A 26,910-nucleotide genomic window follows, 5' to 3' on the forward strand; every position below is an offset into this window, starting at 1 on the left:
CGACGAATTTGCAGGACTCCCACATGAACCGCTGCAGGATTCCCCACATCACCTTCTTGATTGTTTCGGTCCTTGTGAGTCGGGGCGTCTCTGCCGCGAACGACGAACACTCGCCGCAAGTCATCAACACTTCATTGCAGCTTGTCGTTCAAGACGTCCCGGATTTGTATCAGTGGACCGACACCGCGAACGTGTATGTCCTGCGATCAGGCGAAGCCGCTCTTCTGTTCAATTTTGGTGATGGCAGTGTCGTCGGCCGCTTGCCGGAGATTGGTGTCAAACAGATTGAGCGGATTCTGCTCACCGATCATCATCGCGAAAACTGTCAGGGATTGACCACGACAGAAACCAGTTCCGCCGAAATTGCCGCATCGCAGTTGGAGCAGGAAATCCTGGAAAACCCGACCGAGTTTCGCAAGTGGTTCCCATCGCTTGGCGACAAGTACAGCGTTTACGGGGCCAGCTACGCACGACCGCCCGCCAAGCCGGTGACGATTTCGCGTGTGCTCAAAGCCGACGAAACCATCTCATGGCGAGGTTATGAAATTCAATGTGTCGAAACACCCGGAACATCGCCAGGTGGAATGAGTTTTGTATTCAAGCATGGCGGCCAAAAATTTGCGGTGACCGGTAGCGTCATGCACAACTCGGCGAAGATGACCAACTGGTTTGATTCGGAATGGGACTATGGTTTCGCGAAGGGAGTCGACGCACTCATCGGTTCGGTCGAACGTTTGATCAAGGAAGACATCGACATCGCACTGCCAACGCAAGGCCCAGTCGTCCGGCATGCCGACGATCAGTTCGCTACGTATCTGAAGAAGCTGCAGAGTTTTCGAGCGCAGTATGTGCGTGGCTATCCGGTATTCGACAAAGACATCGCTAAACGGGATCCCATCTCGCAGCTCACGCCCGTCCCGCACATCAACCGCGTGACACCGCACCTTTACAAGCTCAGCCACCTGCATCCGGGACGCAACTTCGCGATCATCGTGTCCGACAACGGTCGTGGACTTGTGCTCGATTGCGGCTTGTTCCCTAAGCAAGTGCTCGAAGAAATCGTGGTCGGCATGCGCGAGCACATGGGACTCAAGCAGATCGACGCCTTCTGGATTTCCCATATGCACGGCGATCACTTTCTGCTCGGTCCCACGATGAAGGAACAATACGGAGCCGAAGCTTGGACGCTCGACCGCATTGTGGACCGCTGCGAGAACCCGCGTCGGTACGACTATGCGGCTCTCGTGTCTGCATACGGGGACGGCTTCGATGGCATGAAAATCGAAAAAGCCTTCCGTGACGGGGAAACCGTGGAGTGGGAAGGCTACACGATTCATGTCGATTGGATGCCAGGGCAGACCGAGTTTGGGTGCTGTCTATGGCTCGACATCGACGGCAAACGCATCGCCTTCACCGGCGATAACCTTTTCGGCAGTCCCACGGACGAAAACCAAAACGGGCACGAAGCTGTCGTCTGCCGGAATAGCTGCATTTTCGAAGAGGGTTACATTCTCGGCAGCAAGTATTTGCTCGATCTCAAACCCGACATCGTCATGGGCAGCCACTCCTACGTGATGCCCAAGCCCCGGAAGTTTCTCGAACGCTACCACGCTTGGTCGAAGGACATGGCCGCAACTTACCGAGCACTCCTCCCCGAGAAAGATTACGAATACCTGTTCGACCCGTATTGGGTGTCTGCGTATCCGTATCGCGTTGACTTATCTGCAGAGTCCTCGCAGGAGGTCACCGTCACCATCCGTAATTTTCGCGACACGCCGCAACGACACCGTGTGAAGCTCGTGCTACCCGACGGTGTAACCGCATCGCCCTCCATTCTCGAAGGCGAAGTCCCCGCGGAGAGTCGTCGTAAATACCAAGTGAAACTGACGGCAAAAAACTCAACCGAAGCTCGTGGACTGCAAATCGTCCCATTCGACATTACATTGGACGACAAACACTACGGACAACTTTTTGATTTCCTGATTCGACTTCCCGAGTAGTTAAACCGCCTCGGTTCGCTTCGTTTACAGCAGTGCAGTCAAACGTAAACGGATCTAGGTATTCAGAACCCGTCGCAAAGTCTTCATCGTTTCCGCTTGGCGACGTTCGACAAATGCTTTCGCTTTGGCCGCTTTCGCTCGTGCGGTTTGCGGATCGGTCGCCATTTTCAGAACCGTGTCCACGATTCGCTCTCGGTCGGCGGCGGAGTCATGATCGAACAACCAATCGCCCAGACCGATATCTTCCCACATATATCCCTTGCTGGTTTGCTCGTCGAATCGACAGACGATCGCAGGGACACCGTGACCGATGCACATGATCGGCGAATGCATCTCGTTCCCGAACAAGCCGGCACTACGAACATACACACTGACGGCCTCACCCGTCAGCCAATAATCGGGTCGCCAGACGACGCGATCGAGAATGTCCTTGGGCAATTTGTCGTATAGCATATCCTTACCAACGGCCATTTGCGTGCGATCTTCCGGGCAGATGAGCACCTTGAGATCGGTCTGCTTCACAACTTCCACGATGGCCTCTCGCAGCGGTGCGTGGTCGTGTTCTTTCATCGCTTCGTTGCGAGCGTGTTTGACCGGGTCGAAGGCAAGCCCTTTCTTGATCGTCCAATACGGCGTGTACCGCAACCGCGGAATGCAGCACAGAAACTTCCCTGTTTCCAACTGGTTTGCCCGTAGGAACTCGTCCGCCTTTTCGGGGTCCCGCAGGTCACAGGCGAATGCACCATCGGGACCGAATTCCATCACCGGCGATTTCGCTCCAAGCGATTTCGCGAGTTCGAGGGACTTGGCGTCGCGAAAGTAAACGAACCGGGCATTCGATAGCACATCGATCGACCGTGCGATGGCATCCTCGGTTCGAGCGGAGGTGGCAGAAGATTTCTTGCGTGGAAACGTGATGCCATAGATGCCGTACGGTTTGCCGGTTTCCTCTCGCCAGCGAATCAAATCCCGCTCGGCGACGATCGACGCACCGCTGCCATGCAGCAGAAAATCGCATTCCTCGAAAGCGTGTTTCAAGGCATCGCTGCGGGGTTTCGCGATTGTGAGATCGGGAAACTCTTTCATCAATAACTCGTCGACGCCGTTATCGACGTTCGACGGCCACAACGTGACTTTCGCTTCCGGGAGGTGCGTCCTCAAAATTCGCAATACGCCCGGAGTATGCGCGATGTCGCCAATGTTGACCGTCTGCCAAGATGACCGCAGCAGAATTCGCGGCCGCCTGTTTGGTCCCGCAGCGATTGCCGAGGAAACCGACATGGCGACCGCTCCGCCGACGGTCTGTTGCAAGAAAGTTCGACGATGCATCAATGACATCTCGCTTAACCCGTAGGATGTTGAGGCGATTCGGCAAACGTCACGGTTGCTCGCTGATGCGTTTGCCGGTTTCAATCAAATTCGGATCGATCACTGTATGGCGGACGCGTTGGCGTTTCCAGGTATAAGTCATGTGGACTTTGCCGTCCTGGGTTTGGATCATCGCGGGGTAAGAGAGTTCCCCCTTGTCGACTTTCTCAACAGTTGCAACCTCATGCCAATTGCGGCCGTCGTCACTGATGACAAGGTTCAAGATCGCCCGTGAACCCCAGCCATCTTTTCGCTCTCCGCCAGTGTGATTGTATAGCAGGAGATGTCGACCATCTGCCAGCGTGAGGGCTTCGATGCCGCTGTTCGGGTTGGGCAGTCCCGCGTCGGCAAGTTCGGTCCAAGTACGACCCTGATCATTGGAGAACGCCTGGAAAATCCGGGAATGCTTCGAACGCAACAAGGCTTGAATCTTGCCAGACGAATGACTCAACAACGTCGGTTGAATGACTTGGAACGGCTGTTCCTCCGGTTCGAAGCGTTTCCATGACTGACCCAACTCCGGGTGCGTTAAGTCGGTCAGAATCTCAAAGTGCATTCGCCAATCGTGATCGTGTTCGGTTGACGATGGACACAGAAGCGAGCCGTCGGCAAGCAACATCGGTTTGCTGCGAACGGGACCGTCGATTCCCTCCGGCAAGCGGCGGCGATCACGGAAGGTGCGACCACGATCGAAGCTCACCATAAACTCGCCCCACCATTCGCGTGGGTTCGGGCCGACTTTGAAGAACAACAACGTGGGGGCATCACCATCCGGTTGGTACAACACCGGGTTCCAGCATGGATAACGAAGTCCTTCGTGCTGCACCCCATCGGCAACGAGAGTCGGGCCAGACCAGCGGTTGCCGTCGTAGTAACTCGTCCAAATGCCGACGTCCTTGCGACCTTCCTTCGAACCTCCGAACCAAGCCGCCACAAGTCCGCGACTGGTTTCGCAGATCGTCGACGCGTGACATTCCGGGAAGCTGGCTTTTGTGTAGATGAACTCTTCGCTGACGAAACCGGGATACTTCGGCTCGGCGTGGTCTTTGGCGGCTTTGGCTTGAAGCTCTTCAGCGGGGAACGTTTTGCAATCGTCGTGAGCGGCGTAGTACAGACGACCGTTCTCCGCCCCTACGAGCAAGTCCGGCTTGCCATCTTTGTCAAAGTCACATGCGGCTGGGCTGGATGTGTGCCCAGCGACATTCCGATTCGCAAGATTGCCAATGCGTTTCAGTACCACGTTCCCCTCACGTGTCTCGCAGTTGCGATACCACAGTGCATTCTCGGAATTCACAATGACATCCTGACGGCCGTCACCATCCCAATCGACGACGTCCAACTTCACGCGTCCGGAACCACCACACGACTTCGGGTTAAGTTGCAGCGGTTGGTTGTTCTCATCCACGAAGATGCGTTCGGCTTCACCAGCCTTCCGGCGAAGTGTAAGAAAACCTTCTTGATCGAGCATCACGAGATCCATTGCACCGTCTTCGTCAAAATCGACCGCGACGGGTGTCGTCCGCCATTGTGTTAGTGTGTCGCTGGCGAGTGTCTTCCACCAGTACCATTTCGGCGGTGCCTCGTTCTGCTCAGATGCCAATGCGGTGTCGACGAGTTTGCCACCGTCGTTCCGCAAGATGCCGACACGCGACAGAATCGAGTTGTAGATGATGTCCGGATCTTGATCGCCGTCCCAGTCGGCGACTGTCAACGTCGTGTAACCCCACTTCGCTTCGGCCGGTCCTTGAATGGAACCGTTCGGCCCGGCCAACACGCGAAACGGTTGGCCTTTTGCATCGTTCGCTTCGTTATGGACATTCAACAGCGATGGTGCGGACCACTTTGGTAGCCCGTTGTCTCCGGTGCCGAGATTCTCGAACAGACCGATGTACCCAGCGGTGTTACCACAAAGGATGTCTTCATCGCCGTCGCCATCCCAGTCATACGCATACGGGGTTGCCAACGCGCCGAACTTCAACGTGTCGGCTTCCTGCTGAAAGTACTGCGGGGCGAGAAACACCGGTTCGCGGTTTTGCAGTCGACCGGTGTTCTCCACAAAGGCCACGCGGCCGTCCTCGTCGCCGACGATCAAATCGAAATCACCGTCGCCGTCCCAATCGACCGCCGTCGGCGTGATCATTTGCAGATCCATCACGAGCGGTTCGCCCGCAGCGTTTGTCAAGCGACTTCCAGCCGCGTATTCGGGTTCCGTTCGTGAGCCAATGTTCTCGAAGTATGTGAAGCCATCAAGGAACTCGCCACACAACAAATCGAGATCACCGTCGCCGTCGAAGTCGGCAAAGTTGGGTGACGGCCAACCGTAGACATCGATTTCCCCGCCGGCAGCGGTCAGTTTCTCGGGTGACTCGGAGTACTTGGGTTTCTCAACGGAACCGTCGTTGCGAACAAGATAGACGTAACCGTGTAGCGGTCCGTTACGCCAGCGGCCGTGATTGTCGTAGGCGTTGTCCCAACCGAAATCGGTCCAGTCGCCCACGCCGACGATGATGTCTTGATCGTTGTCACCGTCGAAGTCTACATATCGCCACATATTCGCGCGGACGTTGTGGTCGTGAATGTTGGTTTTGGGATAGACCCGCTTGCCGTTGTCGAAATCGAACTTGCCGGTATTCTCGTCGCGTGGAAATTCCCAGCAGGTCCGTAGGATTCGTGGTTGGCCGTCGACGTAACTGACTTGCATGTTGTGGCTGGTCTTGCCAACACGCACGCCAGGACGAAACACAGGCATTTTCTCGCCCGGTTTTTGGCCGGGGTTCTCAAAGAAGTAAACGCCATTCGAAGGTTTGTCCGGGCAAGACACCAGCAAGTCCATGTCGCCATCGTTGTCGTAATCCAACGGCAACGGCCATGCCCATAATCCCACACCCAGATCAACCACGAGACCGGGGTTGTTGTAGTGCAATTCTTTTAGGTTCCACTGATCCTGAGCGACGGAAAAATCACTCGACGTCAGGAATATCGCGATCAGAATGGTAATCGTAGTTGGGCTTTGTCTTCGCATGGCGCATCTCAATCGAGGGGCAAGAATCGGATGGGGCAGCTAGTTACTTTTTTTCGAGCTCGGTTCAGGAAATCTCGCGTGCATTTCGGCTAGTTTCTGTTTCAACATCTGAGCGAGTTGCCTGGCTTTGAGGTTGTTCGCCGAACTGAGATTCGTCTGTTCGGCGGGATCGTTTTGCAGATCGTATAACTCGGTGGAATTGTCTTCGTAGAACTGAAGCAGTTTGTGCTTCCCGAATCGCAAGGCGGAATACGGTCGCGTGCGACTTGTGATAAAGTCATCCACGCCAATCTCGTCGGGTGCTTTGGCGAAACCGCGTTCCGGATGATAGTACGGGAAATGCCAGACCAACGCGCGTTCGGGAAGGGTTTTCTGTTGCGTCAGGATTGGCAACAGGCTGATGCCATCGCTCATGGCTACACCCGTTCCCGCGACATCAGCGAATGTGGCGTGCAGGTCGTAACCGACGGCCGGTTGATCGGTTGTGGAACCGCTGGGAATGTGATTGGGCCAACACGCGAGCAGCGGCACACGAATCCCCCCCTCGTACAAGTTCCACTTCGATCCACGGAACGGACCGTTCGCTGTGTACTCCGGATGACCGCCGTTGTCGCTTGTGAAGACAATGAGCGTGTTGTCGGCGGCACCAGACTCGTCAATCGCGTTCAAAATCTGCCCGACATAATGATCGAGTGTTTCCACGAACGCCGCATAACGCAAGCGACGGTCACGGGCGGGGGAATTGGCGGGGATGAGATTGTCATACTTTTCGATCAACCACCGACATGGCGATTTGACCGGTGTGTGAACATAGAATTGAGAGACCATCGCGAAGTACGGCTGATCCTGTGGTTTCCGAAGGTAATCGCAAACGCTTTGGACCATGGAATCCTTCGGGAACTGACCGGCCTGCGTGAGTGGTTTCGGTGTGTTTCTGCCCCAGGAATACGGGTGACCGCCGAAGTCTTCAACGGCGAATTGAAAATCCTGTTGCCTCGGGCCATGCGTCGGACTCCAACCCAAATACCGCTCATGATGCGCGTTCAAATGCCATTTGCCAAAGAACGCGGTTGTGTAATCGGCTGCGTTCAAGGTCTCCGCGATCGTCGTCTCACGCAGTGGCAAATTCAGTGTGAACGGCGGAGCCATCAGCGGGGTATCGGCGTCGAGTTTTTGCCGCCCCGGTTCGTTCTTAGTGACGAATTCGAACCCGAGCCGCGCGGTTGTTTTGCCGGTCAGTAGACTCGCGCGAGACGCCGAGCAAATCGGGGCAGACGCATATGCGTTCGTGAACTTCATCCCCTGCACTGCCAACCGGTTCAAATGCGGAGTCGCATGCCAAGGGTGCCCGTAACATTCTAAATCGGCCCAGGCCAAATCATCCGCCAGAATCAACACAACGTTCGGTTTTTTCGCAGTGTCCGCGGATACGTTTTGGGGCGTGGTCACTCCCACGAGAACAACGATCAAGATGCTGCGACACAAACTCGACATAGGACGACTTACGCCTCGCTCATTCCGGATAGCGTTAGTTGACGACTGTTGCGAATGTGGGTTAGCATCGCGTCCTGTGCGGCGTGGCTATCGCGTGACTGTAACGCATGGAAAATGGCTGTATGGTCTTCGATCGTTGTCTGGATCACATCACACGAATACGCGTGACGTTGGATACCAATGATCGCCGTCAGTACGTGGTAGTCGCTGACGATTTTCAGCATGCGGTTATTTTCGGTGGCCCGCAAGATGGTCAAGTGAAATTCGAGGTCCGCTTCATCGAATTCCCGAGCTTGTCGGTCATCAAGCGGCGTCGGCGATGATTCATCCAGCAAGACGGAAATTCGGTCCAGCGACTTTTGCAGCAACTTCAATTGATGGAGACCAATCAGTTGTGCCGCCTTCGCAGCCGCATACGGTTCGATCGCCTCACGCATCTCGAAAACTTCAATCGTATCCGTTCGCGACAATCGCTTGACGACGGCACCGGCTTGCGGAATCAAATCAACAAGCCCTTCACTCGCCAAACGGCCGATTGCTTCACGAACGGGAGTGGCACTCATGCCGATCTGGTCGCCGAGCGGTCCGTAGCGAACTCGCGTTCCCGATGGCAACTCACGACGAATCAACTTATTGCGGAGAAACTCGTAGGCAATATCGGATTGATTGCGATTCATTCTGTTGAGTGTAGGGAAAATCTATAGACTTTCAAGCCGGTGGAACTTTGCGTTCTCCGCGTTTTTGACAACCCGATTGCGGCTGACCGGGGTTAATCGGTGGAAATAGCCGAGCGTTTTTCTTTTTTGTTCGACTTCAAGGATTGTGACTCGATGCATCGCACTGCACTTTTCTCAGGCGTATCGCTTCTTCTCGTTGCCGCATCACACGCGATGGCCGACAACTGGCCACATTGGCGGGGTGACAATGGCAACGGAGTTGCGTTGAACGCCACGCCGCCGACCGAGTTCAGTGACACCAAGAACGTAAAATGGAAGGTTCCCATTCCCGGTCAAGGTTCGGGTTCGCCGGTTGTCTGGGAAGACAAAGTCTTCGTGGTGTCCGGTGTGCCGGCTGAAGACGCTGAACAATCTCAACGGTCGGCAACGTCGCGGAATCGTCAACGGCGTTTTGGCGGTGGTGGTGCTGAACTACAGAAATTGAGATTCATGGTGTTCTGTTTCGATCGCGCTACGGGTGAGAAACTTTGGGAACAAGTCGCCACGGAAGCCAAGCCGCATCAGGCGACGCATTCGACGAACAACTTTGCCTCCGCCTCGCCCTGCACTGACGGCGAACACGTATACGCTCACTTCGGGTCGCGTGGTCTGTTCTGTTACACGATGGAGGGCAAATTCGTGTGGAAGCGGGAAGACCTAGGTCGCATGGAAACCCGCAATAGTTTCGGCGAAGGAAGTTCTCCCACAATCGCCGGCGAGAAGATCATCGTGCCTTGGGATCACGAAGGCCAATCCGCGATCTTCGCGCTCGACAAACGCACCGGCGAAACGATCTGGAAGACCAATCGCGACGAACCCACCTGCTGGGCAACTCCCTTGATTGTTCCGGTCGACGGCAAACAGCAAATCATCATGAACGGCCAAACGATGGCCCGCGCATACGACTTGGAAACCGGCGAAGAACTGTGGAGTTGTGGCGGACAAACCGAACGGCCCGCGGCATCGGCTGTCTCTGCGAAGGGCGTGGTGTACGTGACGAGCGGTTTTCGCGGATCGTTCTTGGGCGCGTTTCGACCGACCGGCAGCGGCGACATTGAAGACACCGACAACGTCCTTTGGACACTCGATCGCGACACGCCCGACATCGCATCGCCGTTGTTGTCGTCAGGACGACTTTACTTTCACAAAGGCAAATCAGGGATTCTCACCTGTATCGACGCAGCGACCGGCAAACCCCATTACGGCGCGACTCGCATTCCCGGTTTGAACAGCATTTACGCCTCGCCAATCGCAGCGGGCGGGCATGTGTATTTGACCGATCGCAGCGGCACGATCGTAGTGATCAAGGACTCTCCAAAATTGGAAATCGTTGCGACGAATTCGATGGGAGAAACCGTCGATGCTACGCCTGCTCCGGTCGATAACGAACTCTTCATTCGTGGCGAAAAGCACTTGTTCTGTATCGCGGGGTCATAGACACAAGGACCTGACCATGAAAAACTTCGCAGCGTGCGTTCTGCTTGCGATGGTCTTTTATCCAGCCGATTTGTCGGCACAGCCTTCGTCGAACAAATCGGGAATTGCCAGTCGTTACCCACACGATCGTGGGATTGCTGACGACGCGGCTGTGGTGTTTGTCGAAACGTTCGAAGCAGCCGACATCGAGACGATTGGCAAGCGATGGGACACGGTCCGCGACAGCGACGTGATGTCACTAACGGCCGACGTTCCCCCTGGCAGCGGCGGGAAGCAATCTCTGCTGATCTCGCAGTTAGCCGAGAAGGGAACCGGGGCCGATCTGTATCGCCGATTGGGCGACGGTTACGACAAACTCTACACGCGAATGTACGTGAAGTTCGCCGACGACTGCGAACCCGTGCATCATTTCGGCACCTGCGTCGGTGGCAACAACCCGGCGACGCGTTGGCCGTCCGTTCGTGCGGGGCAGCCGACTCGGGGCGACAAATCATTCTGGGTCGGCATCGAACCGTTCGGCAAAAAATGGCAATGGGACTACTACACGTATTGGTGCGAAATGCAGGGCAGTCCGCCACGGGGCCAAACGTGGGGCAATTCGTTCATCCATAACGAATCGCTGAAAGTGCGGCGTGGCGAGTGGACATGCATCGAAGTCATGGTCCAGATGAACCACGTCGGTGACACCGACGGCGAACTCGCGTTGTGGATCGACGGACGCGAAGTCAGTCACCTCGGCAAAGGCTTTCCTCGTGGCCTCTGGACATTCGACAAATTCCTGCCCGGTCGAGAAGGCGGCGGAGTCCGCTGGAATCCCGACACAAACAAGCGAGAGTACTTTGAAACCGCGGCGGGTGGCGATCCGTTTGAAGGCTTTCGGTTTCGAACGGTCAAAGACTTGAACGTCAACTTTTTGTGGTTGTACCTCTACATCACACAAGGCACACGCGGTCACGCCAACCGAGTGTGGTTCGACGATGTCGTGGTCGCCACGAAATACATCGGCCCGCTGCAAACGGAACGCATTTCAACAAAGTGAGCACCTGCAGAGGTGTCGCATGGAAGCGTGTGGGCGACAATGACCGGCCGCCCCGAGTTTCTTCCTCGGTCATGGAACGCGACAGCGGAATAACGCATCCTCGCGGTCACGCTTGCGCTGGCAAAACTTCGTATTCGGTCTGCACCAATCCGCCCCTGAAGGTCTTTGTGACAACGTGCCTTAGACGAACGTCACGGTCGAGTGAACCAAACAACCGAATGCCATCACCAAGCAACACGGGAATCGTGGTGATGATCAGCCGCTGAATCAAACCGGCTTTCAGGAAGCTTTGCACCGTCACTCCGCCGTCAACATATAGATGCTTCGCGCCGCGTGATTCAAGTGCATTGACGACGTCCTCCACAGATCCGGACAGTTGTGACACGCGTGAGGCCAGCTCGTCAGGAATTGTCAGCGGTCGGCTGGTCAGGACCACCACCGGTTTCTCGTACGGCCAGGGAATCCCAAACGACCGCACTTTCTCATAGGAATTTCGGCCCATCACAATCGTATCAATCGATGCGATGAAGTCGTGGTATCCATGATCTTCCGAACTGCCCTCCGTCTCGGGGTTGTCTAGCCAATCGATACCGCCGTCACGTCGGGCAATGAAACCATCGAGACTGGTTGCAATAAACACCGAAGCTCTCATTCGATCTCCACAGTTTCACTATGGCCGGCACCGATACGCGACTCGACCCAACTTGTGGCCAATTGCCCGATCACAAGCGATTGCGGTATGCTAGGCCTCGTCTCAACTTCACTGGAATGAACCAAACATATGTTATCTATCACACGATTCGATGTCGCTTTGCTAGGTTGGTGCATTTTCGCCGGCGTTCTGGGTTCGTCATTCGCGATGAGCCAGGAAACGCGGTCGTTGATCGATGCATCGAAACCACAAGGCGGTTGGACCTTCGACAACGGCAAAGAGTTCCCGGGAGCCGTCGGAAAGTTGGAACTAGTCACCGAAGCTGACCAACCCACGCTACGGTTGCATGGAGACTTTTCGAACGGCGGCGCTTATGTGCAAGCGGCGAAGAAGCTGCCCGAAATTTCCGTCGACATGGTGGACTTTGAAATCAAAGTTCCCGCCGGTGTATCGAAGGTCACTACACGCCTGATCGACGGCACCGGGCAATGTCATCAACTCGATATCCGACTCAGCGACAAAGGCGGTTGGCAATCCTATTCGTTTCCCGTCGCTCGATACTTCGCGGCGTTGGAAGCGGGTACGCCGATGGATATCGTCACGCGATACGAGAAATGGAGTGGGGCCAACGATGGCACTTGGCATCAGCCGCTGAAGCTGATTGTCTTTCTGGCTGGCAAAGATGTGTTGCGTGAGGGAAGTATTTCGCTCAGGAATATTCGCATGACGCCGACACCGCCGAAGACGGAAATTCAAACCTTAATGCGGCTGGATGACTATGGCGATGACCACACCGGCAGCTGGGGCTACAACAATGGCAACGAATTCCAAGGTGCTCGCGGCGGACTGGAACCCATTACTGACACGGGCCAATCGGGGTTAGCGCTCACCGCGGACTTTTCCGCAGGGGGGCGTTATGTCGGGTTGCGACGGAAGCTTGGTGTCGATGGCGTTCGACGCACGCAAATGGTTCGCTTTCGTGTTCGCACGACCGATGTGACGGAGTTCTCTGTGCGGTTTGTCGACGAAACGGGCCAGTGTCATCAACGAGGCGGCTTGAAACTCAACACCGACGGCAAGTGGCAGACCATCGAGCTGGATCCACTCAAGATTGCCGGCGGCGAACACTGGGCCGGCGCGAATGACGGCCAATGGCACGGTGCGTTAAGCTTCCTCGAATTGATGCTCAATACCCGTTCGTCTGCGAGCAAGTCGATGAAACTCGAATTGACCGACTTGCATGTGGAAGCGATTGTCGAAGCCGATGTTGCTAGTACGGCTTGGACCGAGTCGTTCGAAACCAAAGATGCAACTCAGCGTTGGCAAATCGAGGGCGATGTACAAACCGCAATGGAAGACGACAATAGTGTGCTACAACTCAGCCGCACGCTCGACGGAATTCGCAATGCGACCGCCGCGACCGGCCCGAGCATTCCTGTGCAGCGTGGTCATTGGCAGGTCAACTATCGAGACCAAGCCGATCTGCATTCACCGGACGATTCCTATCATGCTAGCGTGACGTTGGCGGTTCTGAACGCAGGCGGCGACGTTATCGCACGTTTGCCGATCGCCACGCGAGGCGGCAAGTCCGATTGGCAAGACGTGGCCAAAATCGTCGAACTCCCGCCCGCTGCCGCGACTGCTCGGCTGCATGTCGACTTTCAGAAAACTTATGGCGAGTACCGTATTGACGATCTTTCGATTCGACGGCTCGAAGTTCAGCCGCCCGAACCAATCGTCCAAGACATCCGCATCGCTTCCCAGGCCACGGGGAACCTGTTTCTGCCCGAAGACCCAGTGCAGTTTCAGTTGACTGTGAACACGTCTCGAGCGCTTTCGCCGGATGATCGCGTCGCACGGTGTGTCGTGAAAGACTATCGGGGCGAGGTCGTGCTGAGTGATTTGGCAGTCTCACTTGCTCCCGCATCATCGGGTTCGTCGTCGCAGTTTGTCGGAACGCTCGATGTGCCGACCGATCGGTTGAACATCGGTCAGTTTTATGAGCTTCATGTGGCGGTGCCGCAAAGTTTTGGTTCGGAGGCCACCGAACTCTCGGGGTTTGCTCGGTTGCCCATTGCGGAATCGAAGCAATTTGCACCCGAGAAGATTCCGTTCACGATACGCAATTGGGACAGCCGCATCCCCGATTATTTCTATCTCGCCGATCGTCTGGGACTTCGGCAAATCGGCATTTGGGGTGGTTGGTCGCCCAAGCCGCCCTATAAGCCACACGCGCCCGGCATCGAGATTTGCAAGAAGCTGGGCGCAAAATGGATTACCGGAACACCGGCCAGTGATGTCGAACGCAACGGCTTCAAAACCGTGAGCGAAGAGTCACTCCGCCAAGGCATGACGAACTTTCTAGAAGCCTACGCCGACCGCGGACTTCTGATGATCGCCCAAGGCAACGAACCGCATGGAACCGGGCAAGTCGTGCTTGATAATGTTCGAGCCTACAAAGCAAATTACGAAGCGGTAAAGGCTTTCGATCCCAAGATTGAAGTCGTCGGGACGTCGGTAGAGCCGAACGAGGAATACTTCCAAGCGGGCTACCAGAATTATCTCGACTCCTATGACTTCCACGTCTACGAACACTACATGACCGTCCGTCGCACGATGCAAGAGTATCGCAAACTGATGGAAAAATACGACGCCGTTAAACCGATTCACTCGACTGAACTCGGGCTTAACAGTGCGGGTCAATCGCGACTGTCGGTGGCGATTGAGTTGGTCAAGAAATGCACTGTGTTCTTCGCCGAAGGCGGAAAGACCGTCAGTTGGTTTACGATTCAATATCCCGATCCTAAAGGTACCTCGCGTGGGCAGTTCGGGAACTCGCATTGTGTGTTCGACTGCAAGTTCAACAACTACAATCCGCGGCTCGATGCCGTCACTCACTACCACATGATCAACGCCATGTTGGACAAGCAGTTTGTCAGCGAAGATCAGCGTACCGACGGCACGCAGGTGTTTCTGTTCCGCAACGATCGCGGCAAATCGTTGTATGTCGTCTGGAACGATACCGATTCCGTGAACGCGTTGCTCTCGGTCGGCAACGCAAATGCCGTGCAGCGTATCCGTATTGACGGAAAGCAATTGACGTTGCCCACATCAGATGGTCACGTTTCAGTCGAGGTCGACAACAAACCGTTACTTCTGCTGTTCACGGAGACTCCCTGAGACAACTCGTCGTGTTCTGGTCCACCTCGGCGAACCCTATGGCGAACCTGCTTGTGTACGCCGGGATTCAACCATGCAATGCGTTTCACCGTCATGAAGGGCGGCTGCTAGCGAACAGAAAGATTCCACTGTACGGTTCATTTTTTCGAGTTGGCTCAGGATGTCTGGTTTCGAGCTAACGCCGGGATATGATGAGTCACCCAAAAGCATTCAATCAGGAATTCTGAGTCATGTGGAAACCAAGCCATCTCTTGCAGGTTGTTGCCGCATTCGTGGCGTGCTCAAATGCCGTTGCATTCTGTGAGCAACCTGCTCGCGAAGTCCAAGTCATTCGCGATCAGCCTTACAAGTCGGGGGATGATCTCAGTGACTATGAACGGGAACGTTGCAAACTCGATTGGTATTTGCCGGTTGGTGTGAAAGACTTTCCCACGCTCATCTGGTTTCATGGAGGCGGCCTGCAGAACGGGCACAAAGCAGATGATATCGCGGTGACGGTCTGCGAACGTTTCGCGTCCGAGGGTGTTGCGGTGGCATCGGTGAATTACCGATTGTCTCCGAAGGTCAAGTATCCCGCTTACACACAAGACGCCGCGGCCGCGGTCGCGTTCGTACGGAAAACGGTTGAAGATCACGGCGGCTCTGCCGAATCGGTCTATGTCTCCGGGCATTCCGCTGGCGGTTATTTGACGTCTATGATTGGCATGCACCCAGACCTGCTCGCTGAACACGGACTCAAACGCACCGACATCGCGGGGTATTTCCCTGTGGCCGGTCAGATGATCACACATTCCACTGTGCGTGGCGAACGTGGGATTTCTCGGAATCAGCCGTTCATCGACGAAGCCGCCCCGGCCTTTTACGCAACTGCTGACACCGCACCGTTCCTCTGCTTCGCCGGAGACAACGACCTGCCCGCTCGCAGTGAAGAGAATCGTTACTTCGTGGCTGCCATGAAAGCCGCCGGACACAAGTCGATTCGATTTATCGAAGTCCCCAACCGCAACCACGGGACGGTCGCCAGTCGCATGGGCGAAATGGACGACCAAGTTGCTCGAGAAATCCTACGGTTCATCAGAAAGTGACCGATTTTGAAGGTTCATATCAATTCCATCCCACTCCAAAACGAGTCTTTCATGCGGCGACATTTTTCTAACCCTCATACAGCTTGGCTTTATGGACTCATCACGACTTGGTTTCTGAGCACTGTTCCGCTGCACGCCGCCGAATTGGAACGTCCAAACATATTGCTCATCCTGGCAGACGATCTGGGGTATGAGGCCCTCGGTTGTTATGGCGGTCGTGAATTCAAAACGCCCAATCTCGATCGTCTTGCTTCCCAAGGAATGCGATTCAGTCGGGCATATACAAGTCCGGTTTGCACACCATCGCGGATGAGTCTCTACACCGGCAACTATGTCTCACGCCACAAGTACTTCAACGTGTTGCCTGTGCATCAAGGCACGAAGGAGGCTGTCGATTTTCGGAATCGATGGCAAACGTACCCGCAGTTGTTACGGAAAGCTGGCTATCAGACTTCGGTCACAGGCAAGTGGCAACTTGGTGCCTTGGAGTTTCATCCTGAGCACTGCCGGGATGCCGGCTTCGATTCTTGGTGTGTGTGGCAGATTTGGCGCGACGGTGCCAAAACAACGCGGTATTGGAATCCTACGTTCAACCACGATGGGAAAGTTCGTGCCGACATCTCCGAACGCTACGGCCCGGATGTTCTAGCGGATTATGTCATTCATCAAATGCGATCGGCCGTTGAAGCAAAGCGTCCGTTTTATATCCACCACAACATGTTGCTACCGCATTGGCCAATACTACAAACGCCGAACGATAAAGCCGCCGGGAAACCGGCCTCGCTTTCGAATATGATTGCCTACATGGACAAACTGTGCGGTCAAATTTTAGACGAGATCGACGAACTCGGGATTGCCGAGAACACCGTAGTCATTTTCATGGGAGACAACGGAACCGACTCGAAGACTCCACGGAAGACGAATGCCGGTGTCGTCAAAGGAGGCAAGTTCGATCTCAACGATGCTGGAACTCATATCCCGTTGATCGTCAAACACTCCGGCCAAATTGCCGCTGCTCAGGTGGCGGACAATCTCGTCGACATGACAGACCTCTTTCCAACGATTTGTGAACTCGCAGGAGTCAAAATTCCCGGCAATGTGCCGCTAGATGGGATGTCGTTTCGAAGTCGTCTTTATGGCGGCCAGGCTCCAACGCGTCCGTGGGTCACCGGCGGAATTCGTAATCAGGTCAGCATCTTCGATGGCGACTGGCGTGTGACGACTGGATCGAACCGCATTCTCGATGCCCGCGAACTTCCTCGTGAAGTTGTCGTCGACAAAGTGCCACCGGAGTATGCCAAGCGTGTCGAACAACTTCGGGCAGTGCCGGCATCCATTGGTATGGCAAAATGAAAGTCGGCCAGACACATGGCATCTGCAAGGACATGTTGACCGCAGGTGCCTGTCGTCTGCCCGCGATACTTGCGTGTGACTCATTAGCTACTGGCACGGGTGAGCAAAGTCGGAGGCACACCATAAACGCGTTTGAATGCCCGCGAAAAACGGAAGGCGTCACCAAAGTTCATTTTTTCCGCAACTTCTTTGACCATCAAACCTTCATTCATCAGAAGGCCGGCCGCGTAGTTCATCTTTCGACGCAGCAAATATTGATATGCCCCTTGGTCGGAAAACCGTTTGAATAACCGCGAAAGATGGACGGGGGTCAATTCACACTCCTTGGCAATGTCGCGAGCGGACTGCAGTCGCAAGAAGTTCTCGTCGATCCACTTTCGAACTCTTTCGTAGGTAAAATAGGCCTGGGGCATCGACTGTTCCTGCGTGAATCGCAATTCTTGAATCTTCAGGAATAGGAGCTGGATAATCGAGCGACAAACCGGTCGGACCAACGGCCCGCCATTGTGGCCATTGCGGAGCAATAATTCGAAGACTTCGACCAACTCGTGAGCCCGCCCGACCGTCAGGGCACAATAACCGTTCGATGCAGAAGTCAGGCCAGTTTCGCCGAGGAATTTCGGAGCCAATTTGCCAACAATGTCGACGTAATATTTCCTCATGACATGCTCGGCATGACTGCGGATCGTATGAGGCGTGTTCGGCCCATAAGCGAAAACGGAACCGGGTTTCAACGGGTAATCGAGCCCGCCGAGTCTCAGCGTCCCTTCCCCCTCCGTCACAAATTCAACCGCCACATAGGGAAAATCGTCACGGTCAACAATGTACTCGGGCCGCGTTTTTTCGACACCACCGCAGACGACTTCCAAAGGCGAATCCAGACTTGGATTGAGATTCAAAAAGAAGCGTCGTGCGTCGGTAACCTGCTTGGAAACAAACTCCGGAAGCGCTCGCATGGAATCTCGGTGTGACATAGATTGATGTTAATAATTGACATGCAAATGTAAAGTCCTGCTATTGTATGTCGGTGACAAATCTGGAAGATGTCGGTATCGCGAAGGTTGCCCTCTTGTGTTGCGAACGTGGAAGGAAGCGGCCCCTCCACGGGAACTCTGCGATACGACTGTTACCGCTCTCTCATTGCGGCCGACAGAACCCCATGCCAAAACCGCGGATTGTAAAGGAAGAAATACTGTGACGAATCAGCAGCAATGCGTGACTCTAGGTCTGGCTCCGAGTTTTGGGTTCGGAGACCGGATTGGCTTGGCGACCCCTGGGCATGTGGAAGCGATGAAGCGGTCCGGAAACGGGATCGTACCGATCCTTCCACAACAGTCCATTCGCGAAATGACTCGCACGCAGCGCACAGCCCGAGAAGTCATGGACGATGCGTTGAACGGAGCGAAACTGGCCGGTTGGGAGGGGAAAATCGGTGCAGACGCAGACCATCTCAAGACGCCAGACGATGTCGATCTGACTGCGGAAGTTGGGTTCACATTTTTTACGATTGATCCATCGGATGATGTCGATCAACATGCCGACGACTATACAGAATCGGACCTGCGTGACAAATTCGAGGCGAACCGCGACTCCGCTGCGTGGTATGACTCTTATGTCGGGAAATCGGTGAAACTGCCGACCGGTTCGAACATCGAACTGCCCGAAGAAGCGTGTATGCGAGCTGCGGTCAAGTATGGACGGGCCATCCAAAGAGCTTTGAAACTTGGCGACTATATTCGTCAGGTTCATGAGACTAAAGCTGCCGACTATGAAATCGAACTTTCCGTCGATGAAACCGATCAACCGACAACGCTAGCCGAACACTACATCATCGCGGATCAATGCCTCAAGAACGGCATGAAACTCGTGAGTTTGGCACCGCGATTCGTCGGCGAGTTGGAAAAAGGGGTCGACTATAAAGGCGATCTGACGGAGCTTGAAAAATCACTCTTCGATCACGCCGCAATAGCGGAACTGTTAGGGCCATACAAGCTTAGTCTGCACTCTGGTTCCGATAAAATTTCGATGTATGCCGCGCTCGCCCGGGCAACTCAGGGGCGTTTCCATGTCAAGACGGCAGGGACAAGTTACCTCGAAGCTTTGCGTGTCGTCGCGCGTCACGATGAAGCGTTGTTTCGTCGGATCGTTAAGTTTGCCCGCGAGCGATACGACGTTGACAAAGCGACCTACCATGTCTCAGCGACCAACGATGCGGTCGACTTTAATGATGACTTAGACTCATCGCAGCTTGAGAAACTATATCTCGAGCGTTGGGCCGACGTTCCGCAAGGTGTCGGATTTACGGAGCCAGGCCGTCAGATACTCCATTGTACTTTCGGCTCCACATTGACTGATCCCGAACTCGGGCCTGCCGTCAAGTCCGTTGTGAAAGCCCATCCCGACACTTACAAAGACGTATTAGCGGACCACTTCTGCAGACACCTGGAAGCATTGTCTGCTGGTATGTAAGAGTCTGTCGGTCTGTAAGACTGGTGAACTTCATTGTTCAATTCCAAGGCGCTCGTTATGAAACAGATGCGAACTTACGTCGCGATTCTTGCGGTGGTGGTTTCACTGCCCTGCACGGCTGATTGTTTGGCTCAGTCGAGGCCAAACGTTCTATATATCATGTCGGACGATCACGCCGCCCATGCGATCTCCGCATATGGAGGGCGTCTGGCGGAAATCGCGCCAACGCCGAATATCGATCGCCTTGCCCGTGAAGGCGCATTGCTGACGAATGCGTTCTGCACAAACTCGATTTGCTCACCGTCTCGCGCTTGTGTCCTGACCGGACAGTATAACCATGTGAACGGTTCATTCGATCTCAGCGGATCCGTAGCTCCCGGAAAACAGATGCTCGCCATTCAGATGAAGAAAGCGGGATACGAAACCGCGATGATCGGCAAATGGCATCTGAAAGTCGAGCCAGCCGACTTTGACTATTATTGTGTCTTGCCAGGTCAAGGTCAGTATCACAACCCGGAGTTTCGCGTTCGCGGCAACAAACCGTGGGGGAAGAATGTCATCAAGTTTGATGGAATGCATGTGACTGATGCAATCACAGACCTGACACTCAAATGGTTAGAAGATGGATGGGACCAAGAGAAGCCATTCTTTCTAATGCATCACTATAAAGCGCCACACGACTATTTCGACAATGCTCCACGTTATGAGTCTTACCTTGCAGATGTCGACATTCCAGCCCCATCATCACTGTGGGATCGTGGTGACAAATTTGGATCGATCGCGACGCGTGGCGACGACGGCGAACTGAATCCCCATATTGGAACATCGATTGGCTCTCGCAATCCGCGTCGGTCCTATCTTCGCGATCTTCCGGAGATGTACCCTGCCGAATTTCCGAAGGACTACGATCCGAAAGACTACTCAGACAAGGAGAATCAACGACTCGCTTACAATGCATATTTGCGAAAGCTTTTGCGTTGTGTGAAGGGGATTGATGACAACCTCGGCCGACTGTTCGCTCATCTGGAATCGACGGGACAGCTCGATAACACTTTGATTATCTACACCGGCGACCAAGGCTTTATGCTTGGTGAGCACGACTATCAAGATAAACGCTGGATGTATGAAGAGTCGCAGCGGATGCCGTTTCTCGTTCGATACCCTAAAGCGATCCGGGCTGGTTTGAAACTAGACGCTATTGTCGAGAACGTTGACTATGCCCCGACGATGCTTGAGTTTGCAGGGGCCGAAATTCCAGATTCCGTGCAAGGTCGTTCCTTCAAAGCGTTGTTAGAAACTGGTCAGGAGCCAAATGACTGGAAGAAAGAAGCGTACTATCGCTATTGGATGCATATGGCTCACCACGACAACCCTGCCCATCTCGGGATTCGTACGAAGACGCATAAACTTATCTATTATTACGGCTGCAATTACGATGGCGGCTATCGGACACCGCCCGGTTGGGAACTTTATGATCTAGTCAATGATCCTCACGAGACCCGAAATCTCTATGATGACCCGTCGCAATCCGCGTTGGTCAATGAACTAAAGACTCGATTGACGAAGCTACGTGCTCGCGTGGGTGACGATGGTTCGCACTACCCGGCTTGTGAAAAGGTCGTTCAGGAATTCTGGGACTACGACAAATCGGACCGAGCCAAGGCACGACAAATCTCCCACGAATACAAAGAACGTCGGCTCAAGGAGCTTCAGTCAAACGAACGAAATGTTCGAACCTGGGTAGGGGCCGACAACTAAATTGGGTTACGGTTTCTTATGTCCCAAGGAAAGCCGGAAAAGCCTGTGTTTTCCGGCTTCTAAGAGGCAGAGGTCGCTACGATACGAAGGAAACTGCTCTAGTCTCTGGCTCGTGTTGTTCTCTGTGCTTGGCGGAATCCGACTTGCAATGACTGTCGATTCATGCACGAGTGCGAAAAATGTAGTCCCACATTCCGGTGTAGAAACCATAGTTCCCGCCAAGTTTCGAGTGGTGAGCGTGGTGAAACTCCGTGTCACCGACTAGCCAAGAGAGCAAGCGATTTCGAATCGTCACGCCTGAGTGTCCCATAGTTCCATACAGCCAATTGATGAAAAGGAAGATCATCAAAGCGTGGAAGCTGAACGGGCGAATGGTCAGAAAGAAGATGAGGCTGACTGCAAACCCGAGCGCTTCGAAAGGGCTCATTAGGTACAAACTGATGCCGTTGACATCGACATGTTGATGGTGCCGACTATGAAATCTGCGGTACAGCCAATTGACATGCATCAGCCGATGCAAGACATACATCGAAAAGTCAAAGTAAAGAAAAATTAGAAAGAGATCAAAGATCGTCGACAAAAGGTCCTTCGCGACAAGTTGTATCACGCCGGCTTTCCAAAGCCACCATCCTGGAGTTCCCACCGCTATGTTAATCGCGACGATGAGTATCGATAACAGATAGTCGGCGTGTGAGACGTGAGCCTTCTTCACGTTCAATGTATGGCTGGAATACGATTGCACGAGATGAACGATCAACCATGATCCCAGGTACATCGCGATATTAGCGAACGTCAAAACTAACAGAAATTCCGGGAAACTGAGGCTCTCAAAGTCGTTGAGCATGCAAGGATTCTTAGGACGACGATGGTAGAAATCTCAGTCGAATACCAAAGATCAAGCGACTAGACCGTTTGTCAGTCTTCTCCATCCACAGCGGCATGAGAAAGCCTGCGGTTTCTGACGTTCTCAAGGCAAGACCCTTCGCCTTTAGAAGTCTGTTGTTTACGTTTTCCGCAGGCGAGTGCCTGGCCGCTGTTACAGGCCTGCGAGTGGACTTTCAGCGTCGCCGAATTGTTGGGTGGAAACTCCCATGCGATTCATCAGACTGAGATACAAACTACAGAGCTTTCGGTTGTCGTCTCCCTGATCGTGATAGTCGAGCACGCGACCGGTTTGCAGGGTGCCGCCTAGTCCACCGACTGTGAATAGTGGAACTTTACTAGAGTCGTGACGGCTGCCCGACCACATATTGTTCAAGAACAGCAAACACGAATGATCGAGTACGGTGCCGTCACCTTCCGGCATCGATTCTAACCGCTGGGCGAGATACGCAACTTGGCTACAGTAATAGCGAGACACTTTCTCCCAATCGTCGGATCGGTCGTCGTGTGATCCCGAGTGGTGAGCCTTGCGAACATTGAGGAACGGATAAAACAGTCCAGAGATGTCGCGACACATCAGTAACGTCGCGACCCGAGTTTTATCAGTCTGGAAGGCCATCGCGATGATGTCGCACATGAGCTTCATGTGTTCGCGGATATCTTCAGGCAGGCCGTTGTCGGGGCGTTTCATCGTGACAAGTGGTTGGCCGGACTGCTTGGAACGCTCGACGGCTTTGTTTTGATGACTTCGCAAACGCTCGATCCGTTTTTCGACTTCACGCACGCTCGTTAGGTATTCATCAAGTTTCGCGCGGTCGGCAAAGCTGGCGCGGTTACTTAGGCTGCGTGCCTGCTCTTGGATGCGATCGAGCACGCTTTGATTGCGTTTGAGTCCGCGGTTTTCGACAAGACTATCAAACGCCAACGCCGGATAGACCTCCATTGGAACCGGCGATGTTGCGTTTTGCCATGAGATGTGCGAACTGTAGGCCATCGAAAAGTTGGTCTCGTGATAACCCGTCACAGGTTGTTCGCAACCGAGTACCAAACTGGATTGAACCGTTTCGTGACCGATGTGATTGGCGAGAAACTGATCGACACTGATTTCGCCGCGAAGTTCTGCGCCTTTTTGCAGGGATGCGCCGGAAAGAATGTTGCCGGTCTGTCCCGGGTGAATTCCGACGCCGGTTGCGTTTTTGTTGAACAGGCCGGAAATTACGTTAAGTTTCTCTTTGAACGGCTCTAATGGTGTGAGCGTTTTGCCCAACTCCATTTCGGTTCCGTCACCTTTGGCCCACCAATGTTCGCCGTTGATGCCGCAGGCCATGAATAAGGCCGCAAACCGTTTTGGGAACGGGTTGGCATCGGTGTGAGATGTTTCCGTCGCTCCCCAAACGGGTACGGATTCTAGCCAAGGCAATGCCATGGCGACTCCGGCTCCTTTGAGGACGGTGCGGCGAGAAAGTGCGGCAGGTCGATGCGATTGCTGGTTCATTTTAGTTGCCCTCAAGGAAGTATTTCCGGCCGCGTTTGGTTCGAAACTGCGGACTTGTGACGATGGATTCAATCACGCTGCTAACACGATATTCGTTCGACTGAAGACGTTGTTTCATGTCCGAGATTAACGGCTCATCGGTCAGTAAAAGTTGTCGTCCTAAGCCGTAAGCCAGGAGTTTGCGGCAGAAGTTGTCGATGAGATCGGCTTGGCGATGTTCGGCGATGTAACTGCGAACGCCGTCGAGCCCGGTGCCTTGGAATCCTCCTGGGAATTCCGCCGCAGTTTCGACGGGACGGCCGCCGAGATCGTTCTGGCGTCGTTCACCGATTGGGCCGAACCCTTCAAATGCCAAGCCAATCGTATCGAAACGCTGATGACAGCCGGCACAACTTTCGTGATCGCGATGCCGAGCTAACACGTCTCGCAGCGAAAGTTCGCCGAGTTTTGTCTCGTCTTCCGGAAGCTCGGGAACATTGGGCGGTGGTGGAGGAACCATCTCGCCGAGCAAGCGACGCACTACCCAGTAGCCGCGTTTGACCGGGCTCGTTCGCAGCCCTGGGGAGTTCTTCGTCAGAAACACCGACATGCCCAGCATTCCGCCGCGACCGAATACATCCGCATGATCGACACGCTGCCATTCCCCTCCGGCGAAGTTCACGGCACCCGTCATGTCATAGTGTTTCGCCAGGACCGGATTGACAAAAGTATGGCGGGCATTCGTGAGTTCAAGTAGCGAACGATCGTTCCGCAGCAAGTCCTTGAAGAAGTGAATCGGCTCTTCGAACATGGCTTGCCGAAGTTCATCGGTAAACTGCGGGAAGCGTTCTCGGTCGACACTGTTGTGCTCTTCGAATCGGCGGACATCGAGCCAGTTCGTCATGAACTCGGTTGCCAGTCCCTCGATGCGGTCGTCTTGCAACATGCGTTGCACTTGCTGACGGAGTGCGTCGTCTTCGTTCAGATTTTCTGTCAACGACCGCAGTTTTTCATCCGGCGGTGAGGACCATAAGAAAAAGCTCAGACGGTTTGCCAATTCAAAATTTGTCAGTTCTCGATGTCCATCGCCGATACTGATGAGATCGGTGCGGTAAAGAAAGTGGGGCGACATCAAGACGGAGACGATGCTATCACGCATCGCATTGACGTGGTCTAGCCCGTCTGTCGTTCGAAGTGCATTGTAAAAGGTGAGGACTTCTTGTTGCTCCGTCGGTGTCAGTTTTCTTCGCCATGCGCGAGACGCAAATTCCAGAAGGGCGTCGCGGTGTTTCGGTTCTGCGGTAACTCGAGCCGTCTCGACCCAACGGATTTGACGGCTGATATTCGTGAAATAATCGGCGATCGCTTTTCGGGCGACTGGATCACCCCCGCGTTTTCCCGCTTTCGCCAGATACAACTTCGAGAGTGCTTCGATCATCTCCGCCGACGCAGCCTGTTTGTTTTCCGCACGGGCGAAATCGAACTCTGGGTCACGCATGAAGCGGGAATCGGTACGTTCGAACCATAGAAAACCCAGGTACTGTCGCGTCGGGGCGGAAGTAATGAAGTCGAGTTCCTGCCAAAGCCGATCGAGTTCTGCCCGCTGGTGATCGTCTAAAATCAGCTCGCACAATGGGGTATCGTCGCGGAAGTATCCCATCATGCTATGAAAACCGGCACTCAGCAGACGCCCTTTCTCTTGTTTCTCCTTGGGGACCCCGAGATAGTCGCGACCGCGTTCCGAAATGTAAAAAGCATCGGGAAATACAGAGCAAAACTTCGCGACACTTTCGACGAATTGCTTTCGTTCCTGTTCATCCGCGGGCAACTCGAATTCCTTCGGGGTTCCCTTTGGTCGCTCGCGGTCGGGTGGTGTGAGTCGTTCGACATCGAAGTTTCGCCGATTGGCGGCGTACTGTTCATTCTTCCAAAGAACCAATGATTGCGACCCCTTGTGGACGTCGGCAATTTGGAGGTTCTTGAAAGTCTTCGCGAGTTTGGGACGCACATCCTGCACGTACTTCCGCATCGACTCACACTGTCGACGAGCCATGTCTTCCGTCGCGTCGACCGGGATGCTGTGGAATTGATCCTGCAGCACCTGAAGCGGTCCAAACGCGGGTTTCTCGTGAAGAATGTTCCAAACCGTGTGAGTGTACTGCGTGCTCAACCGAGATTGTTTCGCAACGCTTGCAAGTTGGCCCTCGTTGGGATTCGAGGCGTTTTGCCAACATACGAAGAAGTAGTCAGCGAGATCGGTTGGCTGGTTGGCGTAGAAATCGACAATCCGATTGACACAGTACTTATCACGGTCGGTTTCGGTAACGACCGGGTGCGGAGCGAAGCGAACATCTGTGGGAGTCAGCACCAGATGGTCCGCGACCATACGGGCCGCTTCGAGGTATTTCGCCATGAGGGCCGGTGACATCGTCAACGATTCCCCGGAATTGTCGAACCCGGCTTCGTTCGCCGGGTCGACCGGGAACGTTTGAGTCGGCCGGATATCGACACCCGTTAGATCGCGGATCGTGTAATTGTATTCCGCGTTGTTGAGTCGACGGACGAGCACCGAACCGGGATCACCCGCATTGCGTTGGGATTCGTGTTCACGCACATCGCGAATCCATTCCGTGACGGATTTCCGCTGCGCGGTTGTCGGTTGCGGAGAGAACTCCGCAGGCGGCATCTCGTTCGCATCGAGACGATGCAGGATTTCTTTCCACGTCTGGTGCGATTCGGTGACATCACCCAGCGATGCAAAACCCGTTAAATCGAGTTTCGCTTCCGGATCGACGGCTCCGTGACAGTCCAAACAAAACGATTCCAGAAACGGTTTGATCGTTTGACGGAATTTGTCATCGAGAAGCTTCGACCGATTGTTCGTCTCTTCTGCGGAAAGGTTTGCACCGACGCCAAGCGTCACAATCAGCGAGATCAACCAACACGTTCGAGGGGTCAGACTCATCGAGGTTCCGAGGTTG

The 26,910-nt window shown here is 54.3% G+C and carries 17 protein-coding genes; 8 read left to right on the top strand and 9 right to left on the bottom strand.

Features of this window, described 5'->3' with window-relative positions:
* Positions 1–23: 23 nt before the first annotated feature.
* Positions 24–2,000 carry an MBL fold metallo-hydrolase gene (locus AC5DDB_RS24555; protein ID WP_491742399.1) on the top strand — a complete coding sequence of 659 codons (1,977 nt, stop codon included), beginning with the start codon at positions 24–26 and terminating at the stop codon, positions 1,998–2,000.
* Between the two features lie 54 nt (positions 2,001–2,054).
* Here AC5DDB_RS24555 and AC5DDB_RS24560 read toward each other — a convergent pair whose 3' ends face one another.
* Genes AC5DDB_RS24560 through AC5DDB_RS24575 form a run of 4 tightly spaced genes read right to left on the bottom strand, consistent with a single transcriptional unit; the run spans position 2,055 to position 8,561 of the window.
* The gene (locus AC5DDB_RS24560) at positions 2,055–3,329 is read right to left on the bottom strand and encodes a polysaccharide pyruvyl transferase family protein (protein ID WP_491742400.1); all 1,275 of its coding nucleotides are present in this window, start codon (positions 3,327–3,329) and stop codon (positions 2,055–2,057) included.
* A 49-nt stretch (positions 3,330–3,378) separates the two neighbouring features.
* On the bottom strand, positions 3,379–6,390 hold the full coding sequence (locus AC5DDB_RS24565) for an exo-alpha-sialidase (RefSeq protein ID WP_491742401.1): 3,012 nt from the start codon (positions 6,388–6,390) through the stop codon (positions 3,379–3,381).
* Positions 6,391–6,429: 39 nt separating this feature from the next.
* Positions 6,430–7,884, bottom strand: a complete 1,455-nt coding sequence (locus AC5DDB_RS24570; protein WP_491742402.1) for a sulfatase — start codon at positions 7,882–7,884, stop codon at positions 6,430–6,432.
* An 8-nt stretch (positions 7,885–7,892) separates the two neighbouring features.
* The gene (locus AC5DDB_RS24575; RefSeq protein ID WP_491742403.1) at positions 7,893–8,561 is read right to left on the bottom strand and encodes a GntR family transcriptional regulator; all 669 of its coding nucleotides are present in this window, start codon (positions 8,559–8,561) and stop codon (positions 7,893–7,895) included.
* A 153-nt stretch (positions 8,562–8,714) separates the two neighbouring features.
* On the opposite strand from AC5DDB_RS24575, the gene AC5DDB_RS24580 reads away from it, so the two are divergent.
* Together AC5DDB_RS24580 and AC5DDB_RS24585 are read left to right on the top strand one after the other, a co-directional pair.
* Complete coding sequence (locus tag AC5DDB_RS24580) at positions 8,715–10,037, top strand: outer membrane protein assembly factor BamB family protein (protein ID WP_491742404.1); 1,323 nt, start codon at positions 8,715–8,717, stop codon at positions 10,035–10,037.
* Positions 10,038–10,053: 16 nt separating this feature from the next.
* Positions 10,054–11,076 (top strand): hypothetical protein, encoded by a 1,023-nt coding sequence (locus tag AC5DDB_RS24585; protein WP_491742405.1) that lies wholly within the window; start codon positions 10,054–10,056, stop codon positions 11,074–11,076.
* Between the two features lie 106 nt (positions 11,077–11,182).
* On the opposite strand, the gene AC5DDB_RS24590 is transcribed toward AC5DDB_RS24585, so the two are convergent.
* On the bottom strand, positions 11,183–11,728 hold the full coding sequence (locus AC5DDB_RS24590; RefSeq protein WP_491742406.1) for a dihydrofolate reductase family protein: 546 nt from the start codon (positions 11,726–11,728) through the stop codon (positions 11,183–11,185).
* Between the two features lie 129 nt (positions 11,729–11,857).
* Between AC5DDB_RS24590 and AC5DDB_RS24595 the strand changes: the two genes are divergently transcribed.
* The 3 genes from AC5DDB_RS24595 (at position 11,858) to AC5DDB_RS24605 (ending at position 17,346) form a co-directional block, all read left to right on the top strand.
* Complete coding sequence (locus tag AC5DDB_RS24595) at positions 11,858–14,908, top strand: hypothetical protein (protein ID WP_491742407.1); 3,051 nt, start codon at positions 11,858–11,860, stop codon at positions 14,906–14,908.
* Between the two features lie 230 nt (positions 14,909–15,138).
* Positions 15,139–15,993 (top strand): alpha/beta hydrolase, encoded by an 855-nt coding sequence (locus AC5DDB_RS24600; RefSeq protein ID WP_491742408.1) that lies wholly within the window; start codon positions 15,139–15,141, stop codon positions 15,991–15,993.
* A 51-nt stretch (positions 15,994–16,044) separates the two neighbouring features.
* Positions 16,045–17,346 (top strand): sulfatase-like hydrolase/transferase, encoded by a 1,302-nt coding sequence (locus AC5DDB_RS24605; RefSeq protein ID WP_491742409.1) that lies wholly within the window; start codon positions 16,045–16,047, stop codon positions 17,344–17,346.
* A gap of 83 nt (positions 17,347–17,429) precedes the next feature.
* Here AC5DDB_RS24605 and AC5DDB_RS24610 read toward each other — a convergent pair whose 3' ends face one another.
* Positions 17,430–18,302, bottom strand: coding sequence for a helix-turn-helix domain-containing protein (locus tag AC5DDB_RS24610; RefSeq protein ID WP_491742410.1), 873 nt, complete (start codon positions 18,300–18,302; stop codon positions 17,430–17,432).
* A gap of 238 nt (positions 18,303–18,540) precedes the next feature.
* Between AC5DDB_RS24610 and AC5DDB_RS24615 the strand changes: the two genes are divergently transcribed.
* Together AC5DDB_RS24615 and AC5DDB_RS24620 are read left to right on the top strand one after the other, a co-directional pair.
* A complete protein-coding gene (locus tag AC5DDB_RS24615; RefSeq protein WP_491742411.1) occupies positions 18,541–19,815 on the top strand; it encodes a tagaturonate epimerase family protein in 1,275 nt (424 codons plus the stop codon).
* 66 nt (positions 19,816–19,881) lie between these two features.
* The gene (locus AC5DDB_RS24620) at positions 19,882–21,573 is read left to right on the top strand and encodes a sulfatase family protein (RefSeq protein WP_491742486.1); all 1,692 of its coding nucleotides are present in this window, start codon (positions 19,882–19,884) and stop codon (positions 21,571–21,573) included.
* 160 nt (positions 21,574–21,733) lie between these two features.
* Here the strand turns inward: AC5DDB_RS24620 and AC5DDB_RS24625 are convergent, their stop codons facing one another.
* The 3 genes from AC5DDB_RS24625 to AC5DDB_RS24635 all read right to left on the bottom strand — a co-directional run bounded on the left by AC5DDB_RS24625 (position 21,734) and on the right by AC5DDB_RS24635 (position 26,894).
* Positions 21,734–22,417 carry a sterol desaturase family protein gene (locus AC5DDB_RS24625; RefSeq protein ID WP_491742412.1) on the bottom strand — a complete coding sequence of 228 codons (684 nt, stop codon included), beginning with the start codon at positions 22,415–22,417 and terminating at the stop codon, positions 21,734–21,736.
* 192 nt (positions 22,418–22,609) lie between these two features.
* A complete protein-coding gene (locus tag AC5DDB_RS24630) occupies positions 22,610–23,950 on the bottom strand; it encodes a DUF1552 domain-containing protein (protein ID WP_491742413.1) in 1,341 nt (446 codons plus the stop codon).
* A 1-nt stretch (position 23,951) separates the two neighbouring features.
* Complete coding sequence (locus tag AC5DDB_RS24635) at positions 23,952–26,894, bottom strand: DUF1592 domain-containing protein (RefSeq protein ID WP_491742414.1); 2,943 nt, start codon at positions 26,892–26,894, stop codon at positions 23,952–23,954.
* Positions 26,895–26,910 lie beyond the last annotated feature (16 nt).

The sequence above is a fragment of the Thalassoroseus sp. genome (assembly GCF_984380535.1).

Excerpts from the sequence above, each read along its gene's own strand:
- AC5DDB_RS24555 (WP_491742399.1), top strand. The coding sequence starts at position 24 with ATGAACCGCTGCAGGATTCCCCACATCACCTTCTTGATTGTTTCGGTC.
- AC5DDB_RS24560 (WP_491742400.1), bottom strand. The coding sequence starts at position 3,329 with ATGCATCGTCGAACTTTCTTGCAACAGACCGTCGGCGGAGCGGTCGCC.
- AC5DDB_RS24565 (WP_491742401.1), bottom strand. The coding sequence starts at position 6,390 with ATGCGAAGACAAAGCCCAACTACGATTACCATTCTGATCGCGATATTC.
- AC5DDB_RS24570 (WP_491742402.1), bottom strand. The coding sequence starts at position 7,884 with ATGTCGAGTTTGTGTCGCAGCATCTTGATCGTTGTTCTCGTGGGAGTG.
- AC5DDB_RS24575 (WP_491742403.1), bottom strand. The coding sequence starts at position 8,561 with ATGAATCGCAATCAATCCGATATTGCCTACGAGTTTCTCCGCAATAAG.
- AC5DDB_RS24580 (WP_491742404.1), top strand. The coding sequence starts at position 8,715 with ATGCATCGCACTGCACTTTTCTCAGGCGTATCGCTTCTTCTCGTTGCC.
- AC5DDB_RS24585 (WP_491742405.1), top strand. The coding sequence starts at position 10,054 with ATGAAAAACTTCGCAGCGTGCGTTCTGCTTGCGATGGTCTTTTATCCA.
- AC5DDB_RS24590 (WP_491742406.1), bottom strand. The coding sequence starts at position 11,728 with ATGAGAGCTTCGGTGTTTATTGCAACCAGTCTCGATGGTTTCATTGCC.
- AC5DDB_RS24595 (WP_491742407.1), top strand. The coding sequence starts at position 11,858 with ATGTTATCTATCACACGATTCGATGTCGCTTTGCTAGGTTGGTGCATT.
- AC5DDB_RS24600 (WP_491742408.1), top strand. The coding sequence starts at position 15,139 with ATGTGGAAACCAAGCCATCTCTTGCAGGTTGTTGCCGCATTCGTGGCG.
- AC5DDB_RS24605 (WP_491742409.1), top strand. The coding sequence starts at position 16,045 with ATGCGGCGACATTTTTCTAACCCTCATACAGCTTGGCTTTATGGACTC.
- AC5DDB_RS24610 (WP_491742410.1), bottom strand. The coding sequence starts at position 18,302 with ATGCGAGCGCTTCCGGAGTTTGTTTCCAAGCAGGTTACCGACGCACGA.
- AC5DDB_RS24620 (WP_491742486.1), top strand. The coding sequence starts at position 19,882 with ATGCGAACTTACGTCGCGATTCTTGCGGTGGTGGTTTCACTGCCCTGC.
- AC5DDB_RS24625 (WP_491742412.1), bottom strand. The coding sequence starts at position 22,417 with ATGCTCAACGACTTTGAGAGCCTCAGTTTCCCGGAATTTCTGTTAGTT.
- AC5DDB_RS24630 (WP_491742413.1), bottom strand. The coding sequence starts at position 23,950 with ATGAACCAGCAATCGCATCGACCTGCCGCACTTTCTCGCCGCACCGTC.
- AC5DDB_RS24635 (WP_491742414.1), bottom strand. The coding sequence starts at position 26,894 with ATGAGTCTGACCCCTCGAACGTGTTGGTTGATCTCGCTGATTGTGACG.